A 19,693-nucleotide genomic window follows, 5' to 3' on the forward strand; every position below is an offset into this window, starting at 1 on the left:
CCGGTTGCCGGCGTGTCGTGTTGGTGACGCCGCCAGGTGCGCCGCTCGCGTCCGATATCGCCCCTGAGATCATTTATGCCGCGCAGCTATGTGGCATTCGCGAAATGTACACCATCGGCGGCGCTCAGGCGATCGCTGCCCTCGCCTATGGCACTGCAACTATCGCCAAAGTCGATAAAATTTTTGGCCCGGGCAATCGTTTTGTCACTGAAGCCAAACAACAAGTGTCACGCGACGCGCAAGGGGCTGCTATTGATATGCCGGCCGGACCTTCTGAAGTGTTGGTGATTGCTGACGAGACTGCAGATCCGGCTTTTGTCGCTGCCGATTTGTTGTCGCAAGCCGAGCACGGTATGGACTCGCAAGTCATGCTGCTCAGCCCCAGCGAGAAATTGCTGAAAGACACTATGGCCAAACTGGAAGACCAACTGCTGGTGTTACCCCGCGCCATCATTGCGAAAAAAGCGCTGGATCACAGCCGGTTTATTCTGGTGGAAGATTTAACGCAGGCTGCGCAGGTGTCGAATCAGTATGCACCGGAACACTTAATTATCCAGACCGCCCAAGACGACAAATTACTGCCGCAGCTGAAAAATGCTGCCAGCATTTTTGTTGGCCCCTGGACGCCGGAATCTGCCGGTGATTACGCCAGCGGCACCAACCATGTGTTACCGACTTACGGTTATAGCCGCAACCACAGCAGTTTATCGCTGCTGGATTTCTACCGGCGATACACAGTCCAAACCCTGACCAGCAAAGGCCTGCAGACGATAGGCCCGGCGATTGTCACACTGGCCACCGCAGAGAGTCTGAATGCCCACGCCAATGCAGTCACGCTTCGGCTGAAAAGCCTGAACAAAAAACTGCAGCAGCAGGACGAATTCAGCCCAATTCCGCAAGAGAGTGAATAAATGAGCAGTATCAGTAATTTAGCCCGTGACAGCGTCAAAGCACTGGTGCCTTATGCCTCAGCGCGGTTGTCGATGTCCGGTGGTTCGGTCTGGCTGAATGCCAACGAAAATGCTTTAGCGCCGGAGTATCAGTTAAACGGCAGTTTTAACCGCTATCCGGATTGTCAGCCACCGGCACTTATTGCCGCCTATGCAGACTATGCCGGCGTGGCACCGGAGCAAGTATTAGTCAGCCGCGGCGCGGATGAAGGCATTGAGCTGTTGATCCGTAGCTTCTGTGAACCCGGCACAGACAATATCGTCATTTGCCCACCGACTTATGGCATGTATGCCATCAGTGCCCAAAGCAATCAGGTTGGCCGTACCGTCGTGCCTTTAACGGCTGAGTTGACGTTGGACCTGCCAGCAATCAAACAAAGCCAGCAAACCAAGCTGGTGTTTATCTGCAGCCCGAACAATCCAACCGGCGATTTAATTCCGCGCTCGCAAATTACTGAGCTGCTGGAATTCTACCGCGACAGCGCTTTAGTGGTCGTCGACGAAGCCTATATCGAATTCGTATCAGAGGCGTCCACGGTGGATTTATTGGCACAGTATCCGAATTTGGTGATCCTGCGCACTTTATCCAAGGCGTTTGCGCTGGCTGGCCTGCGTTGTGGTTTCACGCTGGCAAGCCCAGAGGTGATTGGCGCGCTGAAAAAAATGATTGCGCCATACCCAATCGCTGCGCCTGTTGCTGATATCGCCGCTCAGGCGTTGTCTGCAACCGGTCAACAACGGATGCACCAAAGCGTAGCAACCATCAACGAGCTGCGCGCTGCGTTTAGCCGTTTTGCCGCGAGCCTGCCGCAGGTGCACCGCGTATTTAATTCCAATGCCAACTACGTATTGCTGGCCGTCGAAGACGCGGCAGCCTGGGTTCAGGGCATTGCTGCACAAGGCATTCTCATTCGCAACCAATCCAGCCAGCTCGGTTTAGACCGGCTCGGTTGTACTCAGGTCGTCAGGGTGTCCATTGGCAGCCCGGCGGAAATGGCTCTGCTCGAGCAGGCGATCCAGACATTTTGGGCGCAACAAGCAACTAATACTCGCAGTTCAGGGGAACAATAATGGCCGGACAGCCTATTTTATTTATCGACCGTGATGGCACTATGGTGGAAGAGCCACCGATTGATAAGCAGCTGGATTCATTAGAAAAGCTGGCCTACGAACCGGGGTTAGTGCCGGCCTTATTAAAGCTGCAGGATGCCGGTTTTCGGCTCGTGATGGTCACCAATCAGGATGGCCTCGGTACCGATAGCTTCCCGCGCCACACTTTTGATGCGCCGCATGACAAAATGATGCAGCTGTTAGAGTCGCAAGGCATCCGCTTTGACGACGTACTGATTTGTCCGCATTTTGACCGCGACAACTGCAGCTGCCGCAAGCCGAAGCTCGGTTTAGTCAAAGATTATCTGCAACAAGGCCGGATTGATTTTACCCGCTCTTATGTGATTGGCGATCGCCTGACCGACGTGCAACTGGCTGAAAACATGGGCTTGCCGTCATTTCGCTATGACCGAGCCACGCTTGGCTGGGCTGAAATCACCCGCCAGCTGTTAAGCCGTGGCCGGGTCGGTTCGGTACGCCGCACCACCCGCGAAACAGATATCAGCGTGCAGCTGGATCTGGACCGCAAAGGCGGCAATCAAATCAGTACGGGTATTGGCTTTTTTGACCATATGCTCGACCAAATCGCCACCCATGGCGGTTTTTCGCTGCAACTGTCCGTAACCGGCGACTTACACATCGACGACCACCACAGCGTCGAAGATGCTGCACTGGCACTTGGCCAGGCGCTGAAACAAGCGATTGGCGACAAACGCGGCATCAATCGCTTTGGTTTTGTGCTGCCGATGGACGAATGCCGCGCTGAAGCCGCGCTGGATTTATCCGGCCGGCCGCTGCTGAAATTTGATGCTGCGCTTGGCGAAGGTAAAGTGGGTGAACTGAATCTGGAAATGGTCGAACACTTTTTCCGCAGTCTCTGTGATGCGATGCTAATGACGCTGCATTTGTCGGTCTCTCCAGGCAATAAACACCACATGGTGGAAGGTTTATTTAAAGCCTTCGGCCGCGCCTTAGGTCAGGCCATTTTGAAATCCGGCGATGCGCTGCCAAGCAGTAAAGGTGTGCTCTAATCATGGCAGAGCAAACAAATAAACCGCAGCTAGTGATTGTTGATACCGGCTGCGCCAATATCACTTCAGTGTTTTGTGCACTGGAACGGCTCGGTGCCAGCGTGCAGATCAGTGCCGATCCGGCCGTGATCCGCGCCGCAGAAAAGGTGATTATTCCAGGTGTTGGCACGGCAAAACAGGCGATGGCGAATATCGACGCCAAGGGCCTGCGCAGCACCTTGCAACAACTGACGCAACCAGTGCTCGGCATTTGCCTCGGCATGCAGCTGCTAACCGAACATTCGGCCGAGGGCGATGTGACTTGCCTCGGTTTGATACCGGGCCAGGTCGCGCCGCTTGAAGCGAAAGGTCTGCGTCTGCCGCATATGGGCTGGAACACGCTGCAGGTGGAAAGTACTGCGCTGCAGGCCGCCCATCCAGTGCTACAGGGCATCACTGCGGCGGATTACGTCTACTTTGTGCATAGCTTTGCGGTGCAGCCCTCGCCTTATATGCTCGCCAGCTGCGACTACGGCAGCAAGTTTGCGGCCGTGATTGGCCGGCGCAATTTCCTTGGCATGCAGTTTCACCCCGAGCGCTCCGGCAAAGTCGGTGCCCGCCTTTTACAGAATTTTATCCAGCTGGATGCGCAATCACTGCGCGCGCCAGACTGAGCACAGGACTAAGCACAGGACTTCGGAATGATAATCCCGGCAATAGATTTAATTGATGGTCAGACCGTGCGCCTTTATCAGGGCAGTTATGACCAAACTACTCACTATACCCAAACGCCGTTTGAACTGCGTGACCGCTACGCCGCTGCGGGCGCTGGTGTGCTGCATCTGGTTGATTTGTCCGGTGCCAAAGATGCCAGTCAACGTCAAACTGCGCTGCTGCGTGAACTGATGCAACAAAGCCCGTTACCGGTACAGGTGGGCGGCGGTGTACGCAGTGAAGCCGACTTAGTCACTTTGTTAGAAGCCGGCGCCAGCCGGGTGGTGATTGGATCCTTGGCCATTCGGCAAAGCGCGCTGGTGCAACAGTGGCTTAAACAATATGGCGGCGAGCGCATCGTGTTGGCGCTTGATGTATCCATTAACGAGCGCGGCGAAAAAACGCTGCCGAGCCACGGCTGGATCGAGGCCTCTGGCATCGTGCTGGAACAGGTGCTCGATGGCATGCTGGACGCCGGTGCCCGCCATGTGCTTTGTACTGATATCAGCCGTGATGGCACGTTACAAGGGCCGAACGTTGGCCTCTATCAGGAACTTGCGGCGAAGTATCCCAGCATCGCCTGGCAAGCGTCCGGCGGTGTTGGCAATCTTGACCATATCCGCAGTTTACGCGGTCAAGCAGGCAGACCGTCGCCAGTGGCCGGGGTGATCCTCGGCCGGGCCTTGCTTGAAGGCAAATTCAGCATTGAGGAGGCGATCGCATGCTGGCAAAACGGTTAATTCCTTGTCTGGACGTGCGCGATGGTGTCGTCGTTAAAGGCGTGCAATTTCGCAATCACGAAATTATTGGCGACATAGTCCCGCTGGCCGCCCGCTACGCCGAAGAAGGTGCCGACGAGCTGGTGTTTTACGATATCACCGCATCCAGCGACGGCCGCGTCGTCGACAAAAGCTGGGTGCGAAAAATTGCCGAAGTCATCGATATCCCGTTTTGTGTCGCCGGTGGCATTAAGTCTGTTGCCGATGCCGGCAAAATTCTTGAACTCGGCGCCGACAAAATTTCGGTCAATAGCCCGGCACTGGCGCGTCCGGAACTTATCAGCGAGCTGAATGCCGCTTTTGGTCAGCAATGCGTGGTGGTCGGCATCGACAGCTATTTTGACGCCACCACCGGCCAATATCAGGTGTACCAATACACCGGAGACGAATCGCGCAGCCAGAAAACCCGCTGGTTATTGCTGGATTGGGTAGAAGAAGTGCAGCGTCGCGGTGCTGGTGAAATCGTGCTCAATTGCATGAATCAGGACGGTGTGCGCCAAGGCTATGATTTAGCCCAGTTATCCTTAGTACGGCAATATTGTCAGGTGCCATTGATTGCCTCCGGCGGCGCCGGCGCGGTGCAGCATTTTATCGACGTGTTCCGCGACGCCGACGTCGACGGCGCACTCGCTGCATCAGTGTTTCACAAAGGCATTATTGCCATCCCTGATTTAAAAGCAGCGCTGATCGCTGCCAATGTGGAGATCCGGCCATGAGTTTTGTGCTTGACCCTAATGCGCCCCTGCCCGATCAGCTGGAACAGCTGAAGTGGCCCGCCGACGGTTTGCTGCCATTAATAGTCCAGCACGCCGTATCCGGCAAAGTGCTGATGCAGGGCTTTGCCAACAGCGAAGCAGTTGCGAGCACGCTGCAAAGCGGCCGGGTGACTTTTTTCAGCCGCAGTAAAAACCGGCTTTGGACCAAAGGCGAAAGCTCAGGCCATTTTTTACAGCTGCAGAGTTTAAGTTGCGATTGCGACCGCGACAGCCTGCTGGCCCTCGCCCTACCGGACGGCCCAACCTGCCATGTCGGCACCGAAACCTGCTGGCATGACCAAACCAGTAATGCTCCTGCTCTAAGCTTTTTAACCGATTTAGAAGCAGTGATCGCCAGCCGCCAGCATGCGGATCCCAAATCCAGCTACACCGCCAGCTTGTTTGCCCGCGGCGTCAAACGCATCGCACAAAAAGTCGGTGAAGAAGGCGTCGAATCTGCGTTGGCGGCGATGGCCGGTGATCGCGAAGAGCTGAAAAATGAAGCCGCAGATTTAATCTTTCACTTGCTGGTCCTGCTGCGCTCGCAGGATCTTGCGCTCAACGATGTCATTGATATCCTCAAAGCCCGTCATCAGCAATAAACAAACTGAGGCAACGGACCACAAGGCTCGTTGCCTCAGGCATCCCCAATCGCTGATACCCAACATCATGCTCGCAGCCCATTGACCAGAGCGAACTCCTTTTTACACAATCAGAAATAGAAATAATCACCGGTCATTCACCGCAAGGATCTCTCGATGAAATGCATCATTCTTGGCGCTACAGGCTTAGTCGGGCAACAGCTGCTCGCCCAGGCGCTCGCGAACCCTCAGATAAGCGAGGTGATAGCACCAACCCGCAAACCACTCCCTGCTTGTGCAAAGTTGACCAATCCCATTGTCGATTTCGCGCAACTACCAGAGCAAGCGGCATGGTGGCAAGCCGACATTGCCCTGTGTGCGCTCGGAACCACACTGAAACAGGCTGGTAGCCGAGGCAGATTTTTTGAAGTTGACCACGATTACGTGCTGCAAAGTGCCAAGCTGATGCTCAAGGCCGGCACGCCGGTCTTTGTCTACAACTCGTCACTGGGCGCCAATCCGCACGCGAGCTCGTTTTATTTACAGGTCAAAGGTCAGATTGAAACAGACCTGACCGAGCTCGGCTTTCAATCGCTTGGCATCGTACGGCCATCATTACTCGATGGTGGCCCCCGCCCGGATCATCGCGTTGCTGAACGCATTGGCTTAGTAGTCGCTAAACTACTGGGCCCGGTCGTGCCAAAACGTTATCGCGCGGTAAAAACTGATGCTGTGGCCGCCATGATGTGGCAATTGGCAATCACAGCGGCGCATGGAAAGACTATTGTTGAATCAGATGTAATCTATCGAATGCAGCAGGACATACAGGGTGGCCGCTATCGAGGCATCAGCGAATGACCATACAGGTGGTGGCACGTTGTAAGCGAAGACGCTCTGCCATCTGACAAGACCAAATCGGCCCGACAGTCTTGTACCGTTTCAAGTCACTTGGTAATCTTGCGAGTGAATAAATAATCAATATAAAACTACAAGGAGTTAACGATGTTTGGCAAAATTGCATCAGAAGCACTGGGATTAAGTGATATTGGCCGGGTGATAAGCCCGGAAAACTACCACAAAGTGGAAGCCGACGACTACATCAAGCACGAAACCGGTGAAAAAATCTTCTTTTTAATCAAAAGCAAAACCGACGAATATTGCTTCACCAACTTCGCTTTGCTGCATCTGGACGGCAATACTGCGCTTAGTAAAAAACGTCTGCTTAAACGCTACGAATACATCAACGCCGATATCCGCAACGTGTTACTGGAAACTGCCGGGACTATTGATTTAGACGTTGAACTGAAATTCCGCATCCACAGCACCGATTTTTCCATCGATGTGCACAAAGAGCATATAGAACAGCTCAAAGACATCTACAAAGTACTGAGCGAAATCAGTTTACTGATGGAAGCGGAACAACGTGATTTGCAAACCGTGGAAAAGAGCCTGCAGCATGTCGTCAGCTCACTGGCGCGCCAGGGCGGTGAAGGTGCGAATATCGCCCAGCAGGCGCGGGAACTCTATAGTTTTTATCACGATACGTTAAGCGATGCGATGTCACAGGCCTATCGCAAAGATTACAGTAGCGTGTTTGAAACCTTTATCCGCAATTAAATGAACTGGCGCTCTGTAGTTTTAACAACCACCGCTATCGCGGCGAGCTGCTGGTGGTTTTGGCCAGATAGCATGGTGACCGCCGATGCCACCGGTCCATTGCCCTTGGCTGAAAAACAAGAAGTCATTGCGCCTGCGGGTAAAACCCTGGCGTTTTCTGACCAACCAGTGACCTCCCCCACAGTAAAGACGCAATGCCAGCTTCCCGATATCAATGCGTTTGAGGAGCGCCGCGCACCACTTCGGCAACAACTACAGCTGTATTTACAGCAACAGTTGCAGGATGCGGTGCCCTATACCGAGTTGCAACGCGCGTTGCCGGCGCAGTATTTGCCAGATTTAGCACTGGCCCAGCGCAAGCTGCTGACCGAACAGGCAAAAAACCCGCAATTGATCTCAGAGCACCGCGATACACTGCAGCGGCTGCAGCAAGTGCTGGGCGATCCTGTAACTGCAGTGCCACAGATCAAAAATTCAGCGTTATTTAATGCAACACTGATTGCGCCAGACGGCATGGCGTCGCCATTCTCACTGAAATCATTATTGCTGTCGGCCGCGGCGGATGACATGGTATTGCTGACCCAGGCACTGGATGACGTTGAACTCAGCGGATCTGATTACGCCATTGGCTTACGGCATATGGGAAAGGCGCAACTGGCGTTACTGCTGCAAAAAACCAAAACGCCTGCCGAATTTCGCATGGAAGGCATGAATCTGGCGGATGTCGCCGTGATGTATTTGCGCGCCGATTTATTGCCACTGTTAGCCAGTTACGACATCATCCCAACCGAGATCCGTGGCCAATATAGTGCAATGGATTTAGCCTTTACTGCTTCAGAATGGCCTGAACCCAAGCAAACATCAGTCCATAAAGCGGACCGCCAGCAAACCATCCGCTATCTGCAACAACGTGGTTACGTGCTACACGGCGCATTGATACAACAGGATGGTGCTCCGGCATTAACCGTCAATTCCATCTGGAACTATGGCCGCAGAACTCAGCGGGATAACTTCAAGCAGATCATCACAGATGCGGCGCGTTTGGCGTTGGCAAATGAGCAGCAGTTGGAGGCCGTCACAACGGCTGCAGTGCCAGCTGAATTCGCCGCGTTGTTACAGCCGCTTCAAGACGAAGAGCGGCAATTTGAACAATCCCGTCAGCATTGCCAACAGATGCGTGATAGTGCTCGGCAAACGCAAGGTCTTTGGACTGATGCACAAATCAGAGCTGCTATACAAAATGCGCTGAAGACGCTGATCTCGCCCGAAACTGCAGCGGCAGCGTTGCATCAACAAGACCCGGCATTGGCGGATCGACTATGGCCAACGCCCAAAAAGGATCTGAATATCCCTGTGCTGGATCAAGCTGGCCGTGAACGACTGATCGCCCGCTTGCAAGGGGCTGGGCATCCGATCCGCGCCAGCCGCGCGCTGAAACATCTGCAGCAAGAACCGGCTCTGGCGGTACATTGGCAGTCGCAGAACGTTGAGTACTTGAGCTATTTGCAAAGCCAGAGCAATACCGTCGCTTTCTGGCGTGAATTAATCAAATACGGCTTTTCGCTGCATCTGCAGGACATCCACGGCCGGAATTTGTATCCACAAGCTTTTGCCGCCGGCCCCGATGCAGTCGCGTTGTTGTTAGCAGAAGGTGTGGCGGTCGATGTGCCCGCTGTGGGGCCGGACGCACTGGATGTGGCGCTGGACCGCAGCTACCGCGACAAGAAACTGCATCCGGCAGTGCTGACCATCATGCAGAAAGTCGGCAAGCCGGAAGCGTCGCATCTGAGCCGGCTGCGCCGGTTACAGCAGTATCAGCCTGAGGTCTTTACGACTCTGCAGCAGGCGCTGGCCAAAGAGCCGATGTTACTGGCTTGGCTAGATGATCTCAGCCGCTATGAGGCCAACCCGGTGCTGGCGGTGGCGGATGAATAGAGGCTGGTTTTCGCTGCTGGCCGGCCTGTTATGCGTCGCGATGCTGTTATTCTGGCGCATGCAGGCAGATATCACGCTTTTGCCGCAACCACAGCCTGCTGAGACGAAAACGACGTCGGCGCACGCGCCTTCACCTGAGAGTTCCGCACCGCAACAATCAATCACTGTCGCCAAAGAAGTCCCCATCTGCCAGCAAGTGCTGCCCGACCATGACTGGCATCAGACACCGCAGCGTGAGGCCATCCGGCGATATTTGTATGAGCGACTGCAACAAGGCGACAGCTCTGAGCAGTTATTACTGATGCTGCGCGACCAATCGTCACCAGATAAAGGGCTGAGCAAGCGTCAGGCAGAACTGCAGTATGAATTGTTTGATGCGTTCAGCCGTTTTGAAGGCAGTTTGATAAAGCATGTGTTTCAGCAAAAAGCATACAGTGCTTTTTTCAACGGTTTAAAACGCCTGCCACCGGCAGAGAAAATCGACTATCTGCGCAGCGCGCCTGAAATCGAACTGGTATACCTCGAACCTTCAGGTCGGTTGGATAATTTTCAGCCGAAAACCATCTTGCTAATGATGGCCTTGCAACAGCAGCAATTTGACAAAGCTTTGCACGGTGTACGTTTTTTATCGAGGGATTACAGTATGTTGCTAGGGGAGCACCTCAATGCCCCACAATTAGAACAGCTGTTGCAACAAACCGACGATGTGCAAAGCCGGCACAACCTGTTTAATCTGGCAGATATGGCGGTCTATCATTTCAGGGACGACTTGCTGCCACTCCTCGCCCGCTATCAGATCCTGCCAAGCCGTAAAGACGGTCTGTTCAGTGCAATGGATTTTGCTTTTAGCAGTACCTGGCGGCAAAAAGGCTGGGACGACAACCAACGCTGGCAACGCCAACAAGCGACGATCCAGTTCCTGCAAAATCTCGGTTATCCGCTGCATGGCGAACTGAACACGGCGAAAAACGGTCGCTCTTTTCTGCAGGTATCTGCTTTGGGTGAAGCACGGTTTGTCAGCTATGACGAAGATCTCATCAACCTCGCCAAAGCCCAGCAACTATTGCCGCTACAAAGTCTGCCGGCGCCTGAACCGCTGCGCACTTTACTGCAGCAATATCAACAGCTCGACCAACAGCAACAACAAATCAAAGCGGCTTGTAAGGCAGAGCAAGATGCGGAATTAACTGCACAAGGACTATGGTCAGAGTCTCAGCTCCTCGGCCAGCTGGATACGCTGACTAAACAGCATAGCCCCGGCGAACTGCCACAGCTGTTACATCAGCAGGATCCGGCTTTATTAGCATTTTACTGGCAGCAACAAGATATAGAATTGCTGACCTCATATGACGTGCCAGACAACGAAGTTGATTTTATCAAAGCCATCGCGGCAGGCCCGTCTCCTGAGCAAGCTGCAGCTTTACTGCTCGCGTTGTCTATGCGACCAGACTGGGCAAAGCACTGGCCAACCGGTCTGGCGGTCAGTCAACTCGAACACATGCTCACTTATGACGGCACTGAACACTGGCAGGTCCTGCAACAACAGGGTTTTGACCTGGGGATCACCGATACCAAAGGCCGCAATTTATACCCGCTGGCCTTTGCCGACAGCACTGAGGCGGTGAGTTTGTTGATTAACGCTAAAGTACCGCTGCAACAAAATCCGTTAGGCCCGGATGCGCTGGATTTGGCTTTGGATGCCAGTTACCTGCAGCAAAAACTGCATCCGGCACTGTTTTATATTCTGCAGGAAACCGAAAGGTTGCGCCCGTCGCACTTGTCACGCTTAAAACGTCTGCAGCAATATCGACCGGCGTTATTTCAACAACTGCAGACCCAGTTTAAGTTGCCGGATCTGACTGCAATGACGCCAAACCCGATGCTAAGCCTGGAACCTTAAAAGCGGATTTCAGCCGGGTAAATATTGTCTGACAAACATCTGCACATTGCTGTTAAGCACCTGCTCTGCCTGAGCAGAAAAATCATGAAAGCGGAACACCGCCGGCCAGAAGGCGAAACTCTTCATCAGACCCCAGAACTGTGTTTCAGCGATTTTGATATCCGGGATTTGTAATGCACCGGCGCTCACCGCCTGCTGCAAAAATGGTAAAAGTCCGCATTCCTGATCATTGACCTGTGCTAACGCCTGCTCGACCAACTCGGGCTGTCGGATCAGTTCCGCTAAAACAATCCGCGCCTGTTCTATTAGCTCGGCACTCTGATACACAGCCCAGACTGAGCGGGCAATTTGCAGCAGTTGATCTTCAACTGTGCGACTGGCGTCAAATTGCAGACTAGCCGCTTGTTTACTGCGTACCCAAAATGAGCTGGTTACTTCATTGAATAACAGATCTTTGCTGGCAAAATGGTTATACACGGTACGTTTGGAGACCTGCGCGTGCTCGGCAATCGCGTCCATGCTGGCACCGACAAAACCTTTGTCTTTAAATTCTGCCAATGCAGCATTTATCACCGCCTGACGCTTCTGCGCTGAACGACCTACAGGTTCCATCACTACCCTCTTTTTCAACATCATCAATGCCGCAGCACACGGCCACGGCAAAATACAATTGCTGAAAATATTACACTAAGCAGTTTACTTTTGCTATTTTAACACTAAACTACACCGTGTAGTTTACTTCTGATAATTCCACGCCAGCCACTCACAGCAGGAGCCCCTGATGAGCATCGCAGATAAACCTTGTGCACTTTTCCGATCCGGCACCGCGCAAGTCCCGGCGCGCGCCAGATTTCGTAATAGCGCTAAAACTCAGGATGGCAGTGCGGCACTTGGCCAGATCATCTGGCGCTATCTGACGCAAAAAGTGGCTGACAAAACACCCCGCCAAACAATTCCGGTGCAAGCTGCGGATCTGTCCGGCAACCATGACATTCTGCTGAAAATCAGCCACAGCTCTGTGCTGCTGCGCCTCGATGGTCAGTATCTGTTATTAGATCCGGTGTTCAGCAAACGTGCGTCCCCCCTGCAATGGCTGGGACCAAAACGTTTCCACGCCCTGCCACTGCAACTGGATGAGCTACCTCAACTCAGCGCTGTGTTGATCTCACACGATCATTACGATCATCTGGATAAACATGCCGTCCGCGCTTTAATCAGCAAAACCCGCCGCTTTATTGTGCCGCTTGGTGTTGATGCGCATTTGCGCCGTTTTGGCGTGCCGGCCGAGATGATCACGGTATTGGACTGGTGGCAACAGACGGAATTTGCCGGTTTAACAGTCCACGCGACTCCCGCGCAGCATTTCTCCGGCAGAGCATTAAACGACAAAAACCAGACGCTGTGGGCTTCTTTTGTCATTGGTTCCAGCCAGAAACGACTGTTCTTCAGTGGTGACAGTGGCTATTTCAGTGGTTTTGCCGAGATAGGCCGGCGCTTTGGGCCAATTGACGTCGCCATGGTTGAAACCGGCGCTTACGACGAACTTTGGGCCGATATTCACATGCAACCAGAGCAAAGTCTGCGCGCACATCTGGATTTGCAGGCGTCTTATCTGGTTCCCATTCACAACAGCAGTTTTGACCTTGCCATGCATGCCTGGTATGAGCCACTGGAACGGCTCGCAGTCGCTGCAGATGCCTATCAGGCGCAGCTGGTGACGCCGGTTTTTGGTGCATCAGTAGATTTGTCGCAACTGAGCTTCGCCCCTGCCCTACACCATGCCTGGTGGCGCGCACTGATGCCGGTGCAGACACAGAATCAAAACGTACTGCAAATTCCGGCTTAAACAACTTACTTCCTTTTACATCACAATAAAAAAAACCGCAGCAAAGCTGCGGTGCAGGGAACTCAGCAATCAGGGATGACACTGATTGCTGACTGTAGTGTTTGTGCTGAGGAACGCGCTACTTACTTAAGAATTGCGGATCAGGTAATCGAAGGCACCCAGTGATGCGGTCGCGCCAGATCCCATCGCGATGATGATTTGTTTAAACGGTGTATTGGTCGCATCACCGGCGGCAAACACCCCTTTCATTGACGTCTGGCCATGGCTGTCGACGATGATTTCACCGCGATTCGTCAGCTCCAGCGTGCCACGCAACCATTCAGTATTTGGCACCAGACCAATTTGTACGAAGATACCAGCTAAGGCCACATGTTTGGCTTCGCCTGTGACGCGGTCTGTGTAATTAATGCCGGTCACTTTGCTGCCATCACCCAGCACTTCAGTACTTTGTGCGTTCAGCACGATGTCGATATTGCCCATCGACTGTGCCTTTTTCACCAGCACAGCGTCGGCCCGCAGTTTGCTGTCGAATTCCAGCACTGTGACATGCTCGACAATACCAGCCAGGTCGATCGCCGCTTCAATGCCGGAGTTACCGCCACCAATCACAGCGACGCGTTTGCCTTTGAACAGCGGGCCATCACAGTGCGGGCAATAGGCCACGCCACGACCGCGATACTCTTTTTCGCCCGGCACGTTCATCTCTCTCCAGCGCGCGCCGGTCGACAGGATCACGGTTTTCGCTTTCAGTACGGCGCCGTTTGCCAGTTCCAGTTCAAACAACTCGTTTTGCGACAACTTCACCGCTTTCTGGCTGTGCATAATGTCGACTTCATAGTGACGCACATGGGCTTCTAAGTTCGCCACCAGCTTCGGCCCTTCGGTTTCTTTCACCGAAATGAAGTTCTCAATCCCGACAGTATCGGCAACCTGACCACCAAAACGTTCTGCGACCACACCTGTATTCAGGCCTTTGCGTGCTGCATAAATGGCTGCCGCAGAACCTGCCGGGCCACCACCGACGACCAGTACGTCGAAGTTATCTTTTTTCGCCAGCGCTTCGGCTTGACGGGTTGCTGCTGACGCATCCACTTTGTTCAGAATATTGCCAAGGCTGATAGCTCCTTGTGAGAACTGCTCGCCGTTTAAATACACCGTTGGCACGGCCATGATATTGCGATCAGCCACTTCTTGCGGGAACACAGCACCATCCACCATCGTCGTGGTGACATTCGGGTTCACCGCCGCCAGCAAATTCAGCGCCTGCACCACTTCCGGACAGGTCTGACAGCTCAGCGACACATAGACTTCAAAATTCAACGAACCTGGCAGTGCAGCGATTTGTTCCAGAACTGATGCTTCCTCTTTGATGGTGTGACCACCAGAGTGCAACAGCGCCAGCACCAGTGAAGTAAATTCGTGGCCCAACGGCACACCGGCAAAGGTCATCACAGTGCCTTTCGCCTGTGAACGGACCTGCATCGAAGGCACACGGCTCGCCGTGGTGTTTTGCGTGACAACAATCAGGTCAGACAGACTGGCGATATCATCAACCAGTGCTTTTAACTCTAAGCCTTTTTCGCTTTGATCGACTGCTAACGCCAGCTCTACTGGTGTTTTCAGGTTTTGCAGATAGCCTTTTAATGCTGATTTTAAATTGTTGTCTAACATGCTGAGTTCCTCTTCATGACGAAAGCTGGGTGTTGCCCGTTGTTCAACTGACCGGCAACTGGGTTTCTGTTTGATAAAGCTATCTTAGGCAAAATAACCAATCTCATAAAACGAATTAAACGGATTCATTCAATTTGTTTTATAGATTAAACTTCAAAACTCACTCGGCGCAGTGCCAAGTATCCCCGCCTGCTATTTCGGCCTTAAAAAACAAAAAGCCGGAAAAATTCCGGCTTTTTTAAAGGGTTACATCATGCGGCCAGGTTAGATTTTACCAACCAGATCCAGTGATGGTGCCAGAGTCTTTTCACCCGGAGTCCATTTTGCTGGGCAGACTTCGCCGTCATGGTTAGCAACGTACTGAGCAGCCTGCACTTTACGGAACAGTTCAGAAGCGCTACGGCCGATACCCAGGTCATGGATTTCAGCAACTTTCACTACGCCTTCTGGGTTGATTACGAAAGTACCGCGCAGCGCCAGACCTTCTTCTTCAATCATCACGTCAAAGTTGCGAGTGATAGTGCCTGTTGGGTCAGCAACCATTGGGTAGTTGATTTTCTTGATGGTTTCAGAAGCGTCATGCCACGCTTTGTGCGTGAAATGGGTGTCAGTTGATACTGAATACACTTCAACACCGATTTCCTGGAATTTCGGGTAGAAATCAGCCAGGTCGCCTAATTCAGTTGGGCATACGAAAGTGAAGTCAGCCGGGTAAAACACAACGACAGACCATTTGCCGATCAGGTCCTGATCAGATACAGAAACGAATTTACCCTGATGGAAAGCCTGTGCATTGAATGGCTTGATTTTGCTGTTGATAATCGACATTTGTCGTTCTCCATGTTGTGGTTAATATGAATGCTTTGTCTACAAAAGCTATCGCGTTGCAAGCATAGTAGTCCAGTGTGACAATTGCGTATAACGAATAAAATGAATTCATCTAATCTATTTTAACGATGAAATTCCCGTTTTTTGCCCATCTAACAGCGCTACACTGCAACAATTACTGCTGCAACGGAGATGGGGTCACAAGTTGCAGAACACAATAGAGTTTTTTGCGAAAAAACCCACAATCTCAGCAAGCAGGCAAGTTGTGCCGGTACATTGCAACATCAGATAGTGGCGTCTAAGCTGCTTGAATGTTACACCTTGATTAAGCGCGATATTTCCGGCATTCCGGTAGACATCAACCAGCCAATGAAGCAATTTAAACTCGATTTAAGCAAATTGTTCGATTTGCAGGTACTGCTGATAGAAGCCGACCCTGACCTGTTGCATTTGTTTAAACAAATGCTGCTGAATCTGGGGATCAAAAAAATTGAAACCGCCCGGCAAATCGACGAGTTGCTCGGCCGGGAGACACCGGTCAATGTCGATATTATTTTTCTTGATTACGCCGTCGACACCCAGCTAACCGGAGGTGAGATTGTCGACCAACTGATACAACACGGTATTCTGCCGAACCGAACCCGGCTGGTCCTGATGGCGCAACAAAATGACCGGGCACAATATGCCATTGAATACCCTTATCATTTAATCAGTTATCTGGAACGACCATTTAACAAAGTTACGTTAGACCAAGAACTTAAACAGCATGTACTGTTTTATCCGCAGCTACGGCCATTGTTGACGCTGGCCGGGATTGGCCGCTATGCCGATTGCCTGAAATTGTTATTACACACCCAAAGCCAGCCATTGCCGTCAGGCCTTGAACAAATTCTGCAACGATTGCGTGTGCAATTACTGCTGGACTTACATAAGTTTGATGCCGTAATCCCGCTGCTCAAAGCCCCTATTGCTGAACAACAAGGTTGGGCATTGTGGGCGCTGTTCCGCGTCCGCTATGAACGTGGGGATTTAACGGCATGCCAGGCGTTTCTGACTGACAGCTCAGAAGAGCTAGCCCGTTACATGCAGCGCCGCGAACTCTGGCTAATCTATCTGGCATTGCAGGAACGTGATTATGCCGCCGCTTTACAAGTGGTAAATAAAATTCCGGCGGTTGGCATGTCGAGTAATTTAGTGCGACTGGTTCATCTGGTGATGATACTGGCGGACGAATTTGAGCGGGCACAGGATTTTATTGAACGAAAGCGCCGCTTAGCTGTGCGGGGGGAATTGTATGTTCAGCTGAGTATCGCGCAGACGCGGGCAGTTTTATGGCAGCTGCAACACAGCGAAGCCGAGCAACGTCCGGCATTGTTAAGTCAGCTTGAACAACTGCAGACACAAATTCGGCAAGATAAAACTGCGGCGGTCTTTAGCGTCTCAGTGAGACTGCTGGAAGCACATATCTGGCAGTTCCTTGACAGTACTGAGAAGGCATTGCAGCTGATCCAGGACCACCTGCGGGAAGTGCAGTGGCAACAACAACCAGCTTACGTGTTATGCCATGCTGCACTGGTATTTCACAGCCTGCAGCAAACTCAGCTGGCGGCCGATTTGCTGTTTTATGCTGACAACCAAATACAGTCGATGCTGGACAACTGCCATCGGGTATTTATTGGCTGCTTACACCAGCACGCCTTTGATTTGGTTTATCCGGCAGCCACAAGATCCATCGCCTATCAACAAATGGCCAGCCGATATGTACAACAACAAAATCTGCTGGCCGCTGCCAAAATGCTGCGTCGTGCCTGTCGCTACGAACCACAAAACCAGACGTTACGGCAAGCTCTGTATAAACTGATGCAGCAGTTGGGGATCCAGCGCTTCCGTGGCATCAACCTGCCGCAGGAACAAACCTGAGCAAGTGTGGCTAAAACAGCACTTGTTCAACAAAACCGCCAAAGCCACTGGTGGGATCCAGCAGTTGGATCTCCAAAACCCAAATACCACTGCGAACTTCCCCATCGCAGCCCCCCAGCTGACCACTGGCGTATAGTTTATGCGGGAAATCGCCAACGCGATGACCTTTGATCTGATGGTTCAGTTGCATGCCATATCGTGCTGCCGCCTCTGCGGCAAACTGATACAACGCCTCGCCAGAACAACCTGTTTGACGCCAATGAGCCGCAACCTGATCAAACACCTGATGCACAGCTTGTTGCACTTTGCGATGCACCGGATTGTGCCCCAGACAATAGGTGGCACCAACATCGGCTTCATGTCCGGCAAACACCGGCCCGATATCGACAAAAAAGATATCCTCTGCCTGCAACAACACAGCGGCATCGGACGCTTCGCTATAAATTTTCGCAGTATTGTGGCCAAACCTGACAATAGGCGGGTGCCAGTGCTGCTCAGCGCCGGCTTGTTGCAACAATTTCAGCGCCAACGCACAGGCTTGCTGTTCAGTCATTCCAGGCTGCATTTGGTCGGCAAGCTGCTGCAGTACCTGCAAGGCGTGCATCTGCGCCTGTTGCATTGCAGCTATTGAAAAATTAGGACCCACTGCTTGGGCAAGCGATTGATTTTGCATCTGAAACTCCGAAACCTCAGCAAAGGCCCATGATAGCCGCCCTTGTAGAGCGTCGCGTATTTATTTTGTTGAATTGATGTAATTTTTAGCGCAATAATCAGCCGGGCTGACTTTGCTTGTCGCTGCGAAGTCTGCTTTCTATACTGTAACTCCGAACAAAAAAACAAGGGAACGACCATGGCACTGACCATCAGCTTTGACCTGCAAGAGCAGGATTTAGATTACTTCCGTCAATTAATGCAAAAAACTGAGCGTGTAGTCAGTCATCATAGCAGCGAGGAGATCCTGAACGCCGCAAAAGCGTTGGCAGGTGAAGTACAAAATCAGGTGCCAGAATTTGTCGCCATACGTTTAAAACAACTCGAAACATTGGTCGCGATGGTTGAAGATCAGGATTGGGATCTGACTGAAGAAGAAAAGCTGGATGTGCTGTCTGCACTGGCCTACTTCACTAAACCGGAGGACTTGATCGCCGACCACCTGCCGGTATTGGGCTTCCTCGATGATGCCATCATGATCGAGCTGGTAGTGCAGTCACTGGCTGATGACTTTGAAGCATATAGCCAATTTTGTACTTTCCGTACCAACGAAATCGAACGCCGCGGCCCGGACGCTCAAACCAGCAAAGCTGACTGGCTGGAAACAAAGAAACAGGAACTGCATTCCTGGTTACGTCGCCGGCGCGCCGAAAAGCGCAGCAGCACCGGTGGTGGCGGTTTCCGCTCTGTCTTCTCGTTCCGTCGCTAAACCGGATGAAACAAGACGCTCTGATAAAAGCAGCAGGCGCCCTCGCCTGCCTGCTTTTATTAGCCAGCGTACCGGCTCACAGCAAACAACTAAAGGTATATCAATACACCCAGCCAAATGGTGTTGTCGCTTTTAGCGATAAGCCACCCGCTGACAGTCCTTTTAAAGTATTGCGCTACGACTGCTTTGCCTGTGGCGTCACATCCAGTGTTAACTTTCATACGACCCCATTGTTTTTACAGCAGTATCATCAGGAAATTCAGACTGCAGCCCGCCAGTATCAACTTGAACCCAGTCTGCTTCGTGCTGTGATCCATGCAGAATCCGGTTTTAATCCAAGAGCCTATTCAAAAGCGGGTGCGCAAGGGTTGATGCAATTGATGCCGGATACCGCGAAAGAACTGGGGGTCGGCGATGTCTGGTTGCCGCAACAAAATATTCAGGGCGGTGCGGCTTACCTCGCCAGTTTATTGCAGCAGTTTAATGGTAACCGCCGCCTGGCACTGGCGGCTTATAATGCAGGACCCGGCGCCGTCAGTCGACATGATGGGGTACCACCTTATGCTGAAACCCGTGCTTATTTGCAACGTGTGGATATCCTGCTGCGTCGCTATCAGCAACAGTCGGCCACGCTCTAAAGATCTACTGTAATTTTAT

The 19,693-nt window shown here is 52.3% G+C and carries 19 protein-coding genes; 15 read left to right on the forward strand and 4 right to left on the reverse strand.

The window, feature by feature from the left end; all coding sequences use genetic code 11:
• From hisD to ACFFJP_RS18590, 11 genes are all read left to right on the forward strand, one after another.
• The coding region (gene hisD / locus ACFFJP_RS18540) for a histidinol dehydrogenase (protein WP_377247817.1) at window positions 1–911 on the forward strand (911 nt) is incomplete at its 5' end.
• Window positions 912–2,021, forward strand: coding sequence for a histidinol-phosphate transaminase (gene hisC / locus ACFFJP_RS18545; RefSeq protein WP_377247820.1), 1,110 nt, complete (start codon window positions 912–914; stop codon window positions 2,019–2,021).
• Complete coding sequence (gene hisB / locus ACFFJP_RS18550) at window positions 2,021–3,091, forward strand: bifunctional histidinol-phosphatase/imidazoleglycerol-phosphate dehydratase HisB (RefSeq protein WP_377247822.1); 1,071 nt, start codon at window positions 2,021–2,023, stop codon at window positions 3,089–3,091. The genes hisC and hisB overlap by 1 nt, the downstream gene beginning before the upstream one ends.
• Before the next feature lie 2 nt (window positions 3,092–3,093).
• Window positions 3,094–3,744: an imidazole glycerol phosphate synthase subunit HisH gene (gene hisH / locus ACFFJP_RS18555; RefSeq protein ID WP_377247825.1), complete on the forward strand. Its 651-nt coding sequence runs from the start codon at window positions 3,094–3,096 to the stop codon at window positions 3,742–3,744.
• Between the two features lie 27 nt (window positions 3,745–3,771).
• Complete coding sequence (locus ACFFJP_RS18560) at window positions 3,772–4,524, forward strand: 1-(5-phosphoribosyl)-5-[(5-phosphoribosylamino)methylideneamino] imidazole-4-carboxamide isomerase (protein WP_377247828.1); 753 nt, start codon at window positions 3,772–3,774, stop codon at window positions 4,522–4,524.
• Window positions 4,506–5,279 (forward strand): imidazole glycerol phosphate synthase subunit HisF, encoded by a 774-nt coding sequence (gene hisF, locus ACFFJP_RS18565; RefSeq protein WP_377247831.1) that lies wholly within the window; start codon window positions 4,506–4,508, stop codon window positions 5,277–5,279. The genes ACFFJP_RS18560 and hisF overlap by 19 nt, the downstream gene beginning before the upstream one ends.
• A complete protein-coding gene (gene hisIE / locus ACFFJP_RS18570; protein ID WP_377247834.1) occupies window positions 5,276–5,920 on the forward strand; it encodes a bifunctional phosphoribosyl-AMP cyclohydrolase/phosphoribosyl-ATP diphosphatase HisIE in 645 nt (214 codons plus the stop codon). The genes hisF and hisIE overlap by 4 nt, the downstream gene beginning before the upstream one ends.
• 156 nt (window positions 5,921–6,076) lie before the next feature.
• Complete coding sequence (locus tag ACFFJP_RS18575) at window positions 6,077–6,757, forward strand: Rossmann-fold NAD(P)-binding domain-containing protein (protein WP_377247837.1); 681 nt, start codon at window positions 6,077–6,079, stop codon at window positions 6,755–6,757.
• Window positions 6,758–6,901: 144 nt separating this feature from the next.
• The gene (locus ACFFJP_RS18580) at window positions 6,902–7,516 is read left to right on the forward strand and encodes a PH domain-containing protein (protein WP_377247840.1); all 615 of its coding nucleotides are present in this window, start codon (window positions 6,902–6,904) and stop codon (window positions 7,514–7,516) included.
• On the forward strand, window positions 7,517–9,451 hold the full coding sequence (locus tag ACFFJP_RS18585) for a hypothetical protein (protein WP_377247843.1): 1,935 nt from the start codon (window positions 7,517–7,519) through the stop codon (window positions 9,449–9,451). It begins immediately after the preceding gene.
• On the forward strand, window positions 9,444–11,351 hold the full coding sequence (locus ACFFJP_RS18590) for a hypothetical protein (RefSeq protein ID WP_377247846.1): 1,908 nt from the start codon (window positions 9,444–9,446) through the stop codon (window positions 11,349–11,351). Before ACFFJP_RS18585 ends, ACFFJP_RS18590 begins: the two co-directional genes overlap by 8 nt.
• Before the next feature lie 9 nt (window positions 11,352–11,360).
• On the opposite strand, the gene ACFFJP_RS18595 is transcribed toward ACFFJP_RS18590, so the two are convergent.
• Window positions 11,361–11,963: a TetR/AcrR family transcriptional regulator gene (locus ACFFJP_RS18595; protein ID WP_377247849.1), complete on the reverse strand. Its 603-nt coding sequence runs from the start codon at window positions 11,961–11,963 to the stop codon at window positions 11,361–11,363.
• Between the two features lie 169 nt (window positions 11,964–12,132).
• On the opposite strand from ACFFJP_RS18595, the gene ACFFJP_RS18600 reads away from it, so the two are divergent.
• Window positions 12,133–13,197: an MBL fold metallo-hydrolase gene (locus tag ACFFJP_RS18600; protein WP_377247852.1), complete on the forward strand. Its 1,065-nt coding sequence runs from the start codon at window positions 12,133–12,135 to the stop codon at window positions 13,195–13,197.
• Between the two features lie 126 nt (window positions 13,198–13,323).
• Here ACFFJP_RS18600 and ahpF read toward each other — a convergent pair whose 3' ends face one another.
• Window positions 13,324–14,868 (reverse strand): alkyl hydroperoxide reductase subunit F, encoded by a 1,545-nt coding sequence (ahpF, locus tag ACFFJP_RS18605; protein WP_377247855.1) that lies wholly within the window; start codon window positions 14,866–14,868, stop codon window positions 13,324–13,326.
• Between the two features lie 264 nt (window positions 14,869–15,132).
• A complete protein-coding gene (gene ahpC / locus ACFFJP_RS18610; protein WP_377247858.1) occupies window positions 15,133–15,696 on the reverse strand; it encodes an alkyl hydroperoxide reductase subunit C in 564 nt (187 codons plus the stop codon).
• A 291-nt stretch (window positions 15,697–15,987) separates the two neighbouring features.
• Here ahpC and ACFFJP_RS18615 point away from each other — a divergent pair, with 291 nt between their 5' ends.
• Entirely contained in the window at window positions 15,988–17,616 is a 1,629-nt protein-coding gene (locus ACFFJP_RS18615; RefSeq protein ID WP_377247861.1) for a response regulator, read from the forward strand.
• 10 nt (window positions 17,617–17,626) lie between these two features.
• Here the strand turns inward: ACFFJP_RS18615 and ACFFJP_RS18620 are convergent, their stop codons facing one another.
• Window positions 17,627–18,289 (reverse strand): M24 family metallopeptidase, encoded by a 663-nt coding sequence (locus ACFFJP_RS18620; RefSeq protein WP_377247864.1) that lies wholly within the window; start codon window positions 18,287–18,289, stop codon window positions 17,627–17,629.
• 177 nt (window positions 18,290–18,466) lie between these two features.
• Between ACFFJP_RS18620 and ACFFJP_RS18625 the strand changes: the two genes are divergently transcribed.
• Window positions 18,467–19,036 (forward strand): YkvA family protein, encoded by a 570-nt coding sequence (locus ACFFJP_RS18625; RefSeq protein ID WP_377247867.1) that lies wholly within the window; start codon window positions 18,467–18,469, stop codon window positions 19,034–19,036.
• A gap of 5 nt (window positions 19,037–19,041) precedes the next feature.
• Entirely contained in the window at window positions 19,042–19,674 is a 633-nt protein-coding gene (locus ACFFJP_RS18630; RefSeq protein ID WP_377247870.1) for a lytic transglycosylase domain-containing protein, read from the forward strand.
• Window positions 19,675–19,693: the final 19 nt, after the last annotated feature.

It is taken from the genome of Rheinheimera tilapiae (genome assembly GCF_042432165.1).
Lineage (GTDB): Bacteria > Pseudomonadota > Gammaproteobacteria > Enterobacterales > Alteromonadaceae > Pararheinheimera > Pararheinheimera tilapiae.

Coding starts and splice junctions, on each gene's coding strand:
- hisC (WP_377247820.1), top strand. CDS start 912: ATGAGCAGTATCAGTAATTTAGCCCGTGACAGCGTCAAAGCACTGGTG.
- hisB (WP_377247822.1), top strand. CDS start 2,021: ATGGCCGGACAGCCTATTTTATTTATCGACCGTGATGGCACTATGGTG.
- hisH (WP_377247825.1), top strand. CDS start 3,094: ATGGCAGAGCAAACAAATAAACCGCAGCTAGTGATTGTTGATACCGGC.
- ACFFJP_RS18560 (WP_377247828.1), top strand. CDS start 3,772: ATGATAATCCCGGCAATAGATTTAATTGATGGTCAGACCGTGCGCCTT.
- hisF (WP_377247831.1), top strand. CDS start 4,506: ATGCTGGCAAAACGGTTAATTCCTTGTCTGGACGTGCGCGATGGTGTC.
- hisIE (WP_377247834.1), top strand. CDS start 5,276: ATGAGTTTTGTGCTTGACCCTAATGCGCCCCTGCCCGATCAGCTGGAA.
- ACFFJP_RS18575 (WP_377247837.1), top strand. CDS start 6,077: ATGAAATGCATCATTCTTGGCGCTACAGGCTTAGTCGGGCAACAGCTG.
- ACFFJP_RS18580 (WP_377247840.1), top strand. CDS start 6,902: ATGTTTGGCAAAATTGCATCAGAAGCACTGGGATTAAGTGATATTGGC.
- ACFFJP_RS18585 (WP_377247843.1), top strand. CDS start 7,517: ATGAACTGGCGCTCTGTAGTTTTAACAACCACCGCTATCGCGGCGAGC.
- ACFFJP_RS18590 (WP_377247846.1), top strand. CDS start 9,444: ATGAATAGAGGCTGGTTTTCGCTGCTGGCCGGCCTGTTATGCGTCGCG.
- ACFFJP_RS18595 (WP_377247849.1), bottom strand. CDS start 11,963: ATGGAACCTGTAGGTCGTTCAGCGCAGAAGCGTCAGGCGGTGATAAAT.
- ACFFJP_RS18600 (WP_377247852.1), top strand. CDS start 12,133: ATGAGCATCGCAGATAAACCTTGTGCACTTTTCCGATCCGGCACCGCG.
- ahpF (WP_377247855.1), bottom strand. CDS start 14,868: ATGTTAGACAACAATTTAAAATCAGCATTAAAAGGCTATCTGCAAAAC.
- ahpC (WP_377247858.1), bottom strand. CDS start 15,696: ATGTCGATTATCAACAGCAAAATCAAGCCATTCAATGCACAGGCTTTC.
- ACFFJP_RS18620 (WP_377247864.1), bottom strand. CDS start 18,289: ATGCAAAATCAATCGCTTGCCCAAGCAGTGGGTCCTAATTTTTCAATA.
- ACFFJP_RS18625 (WP_377247867.1), top strand. CDS start 18,467: ATGGCACTGACCATCAGCTTTGACCTGCAAGAGCAGGATTTAGATTAC.
- ACFFJP_RS18630 (WP_377247870.1), top strand. CDS start 19,042: ATGAAACAAGACGCTCTGATAAAAGCAGCAGGCGCCCTCGCCTGCCTG.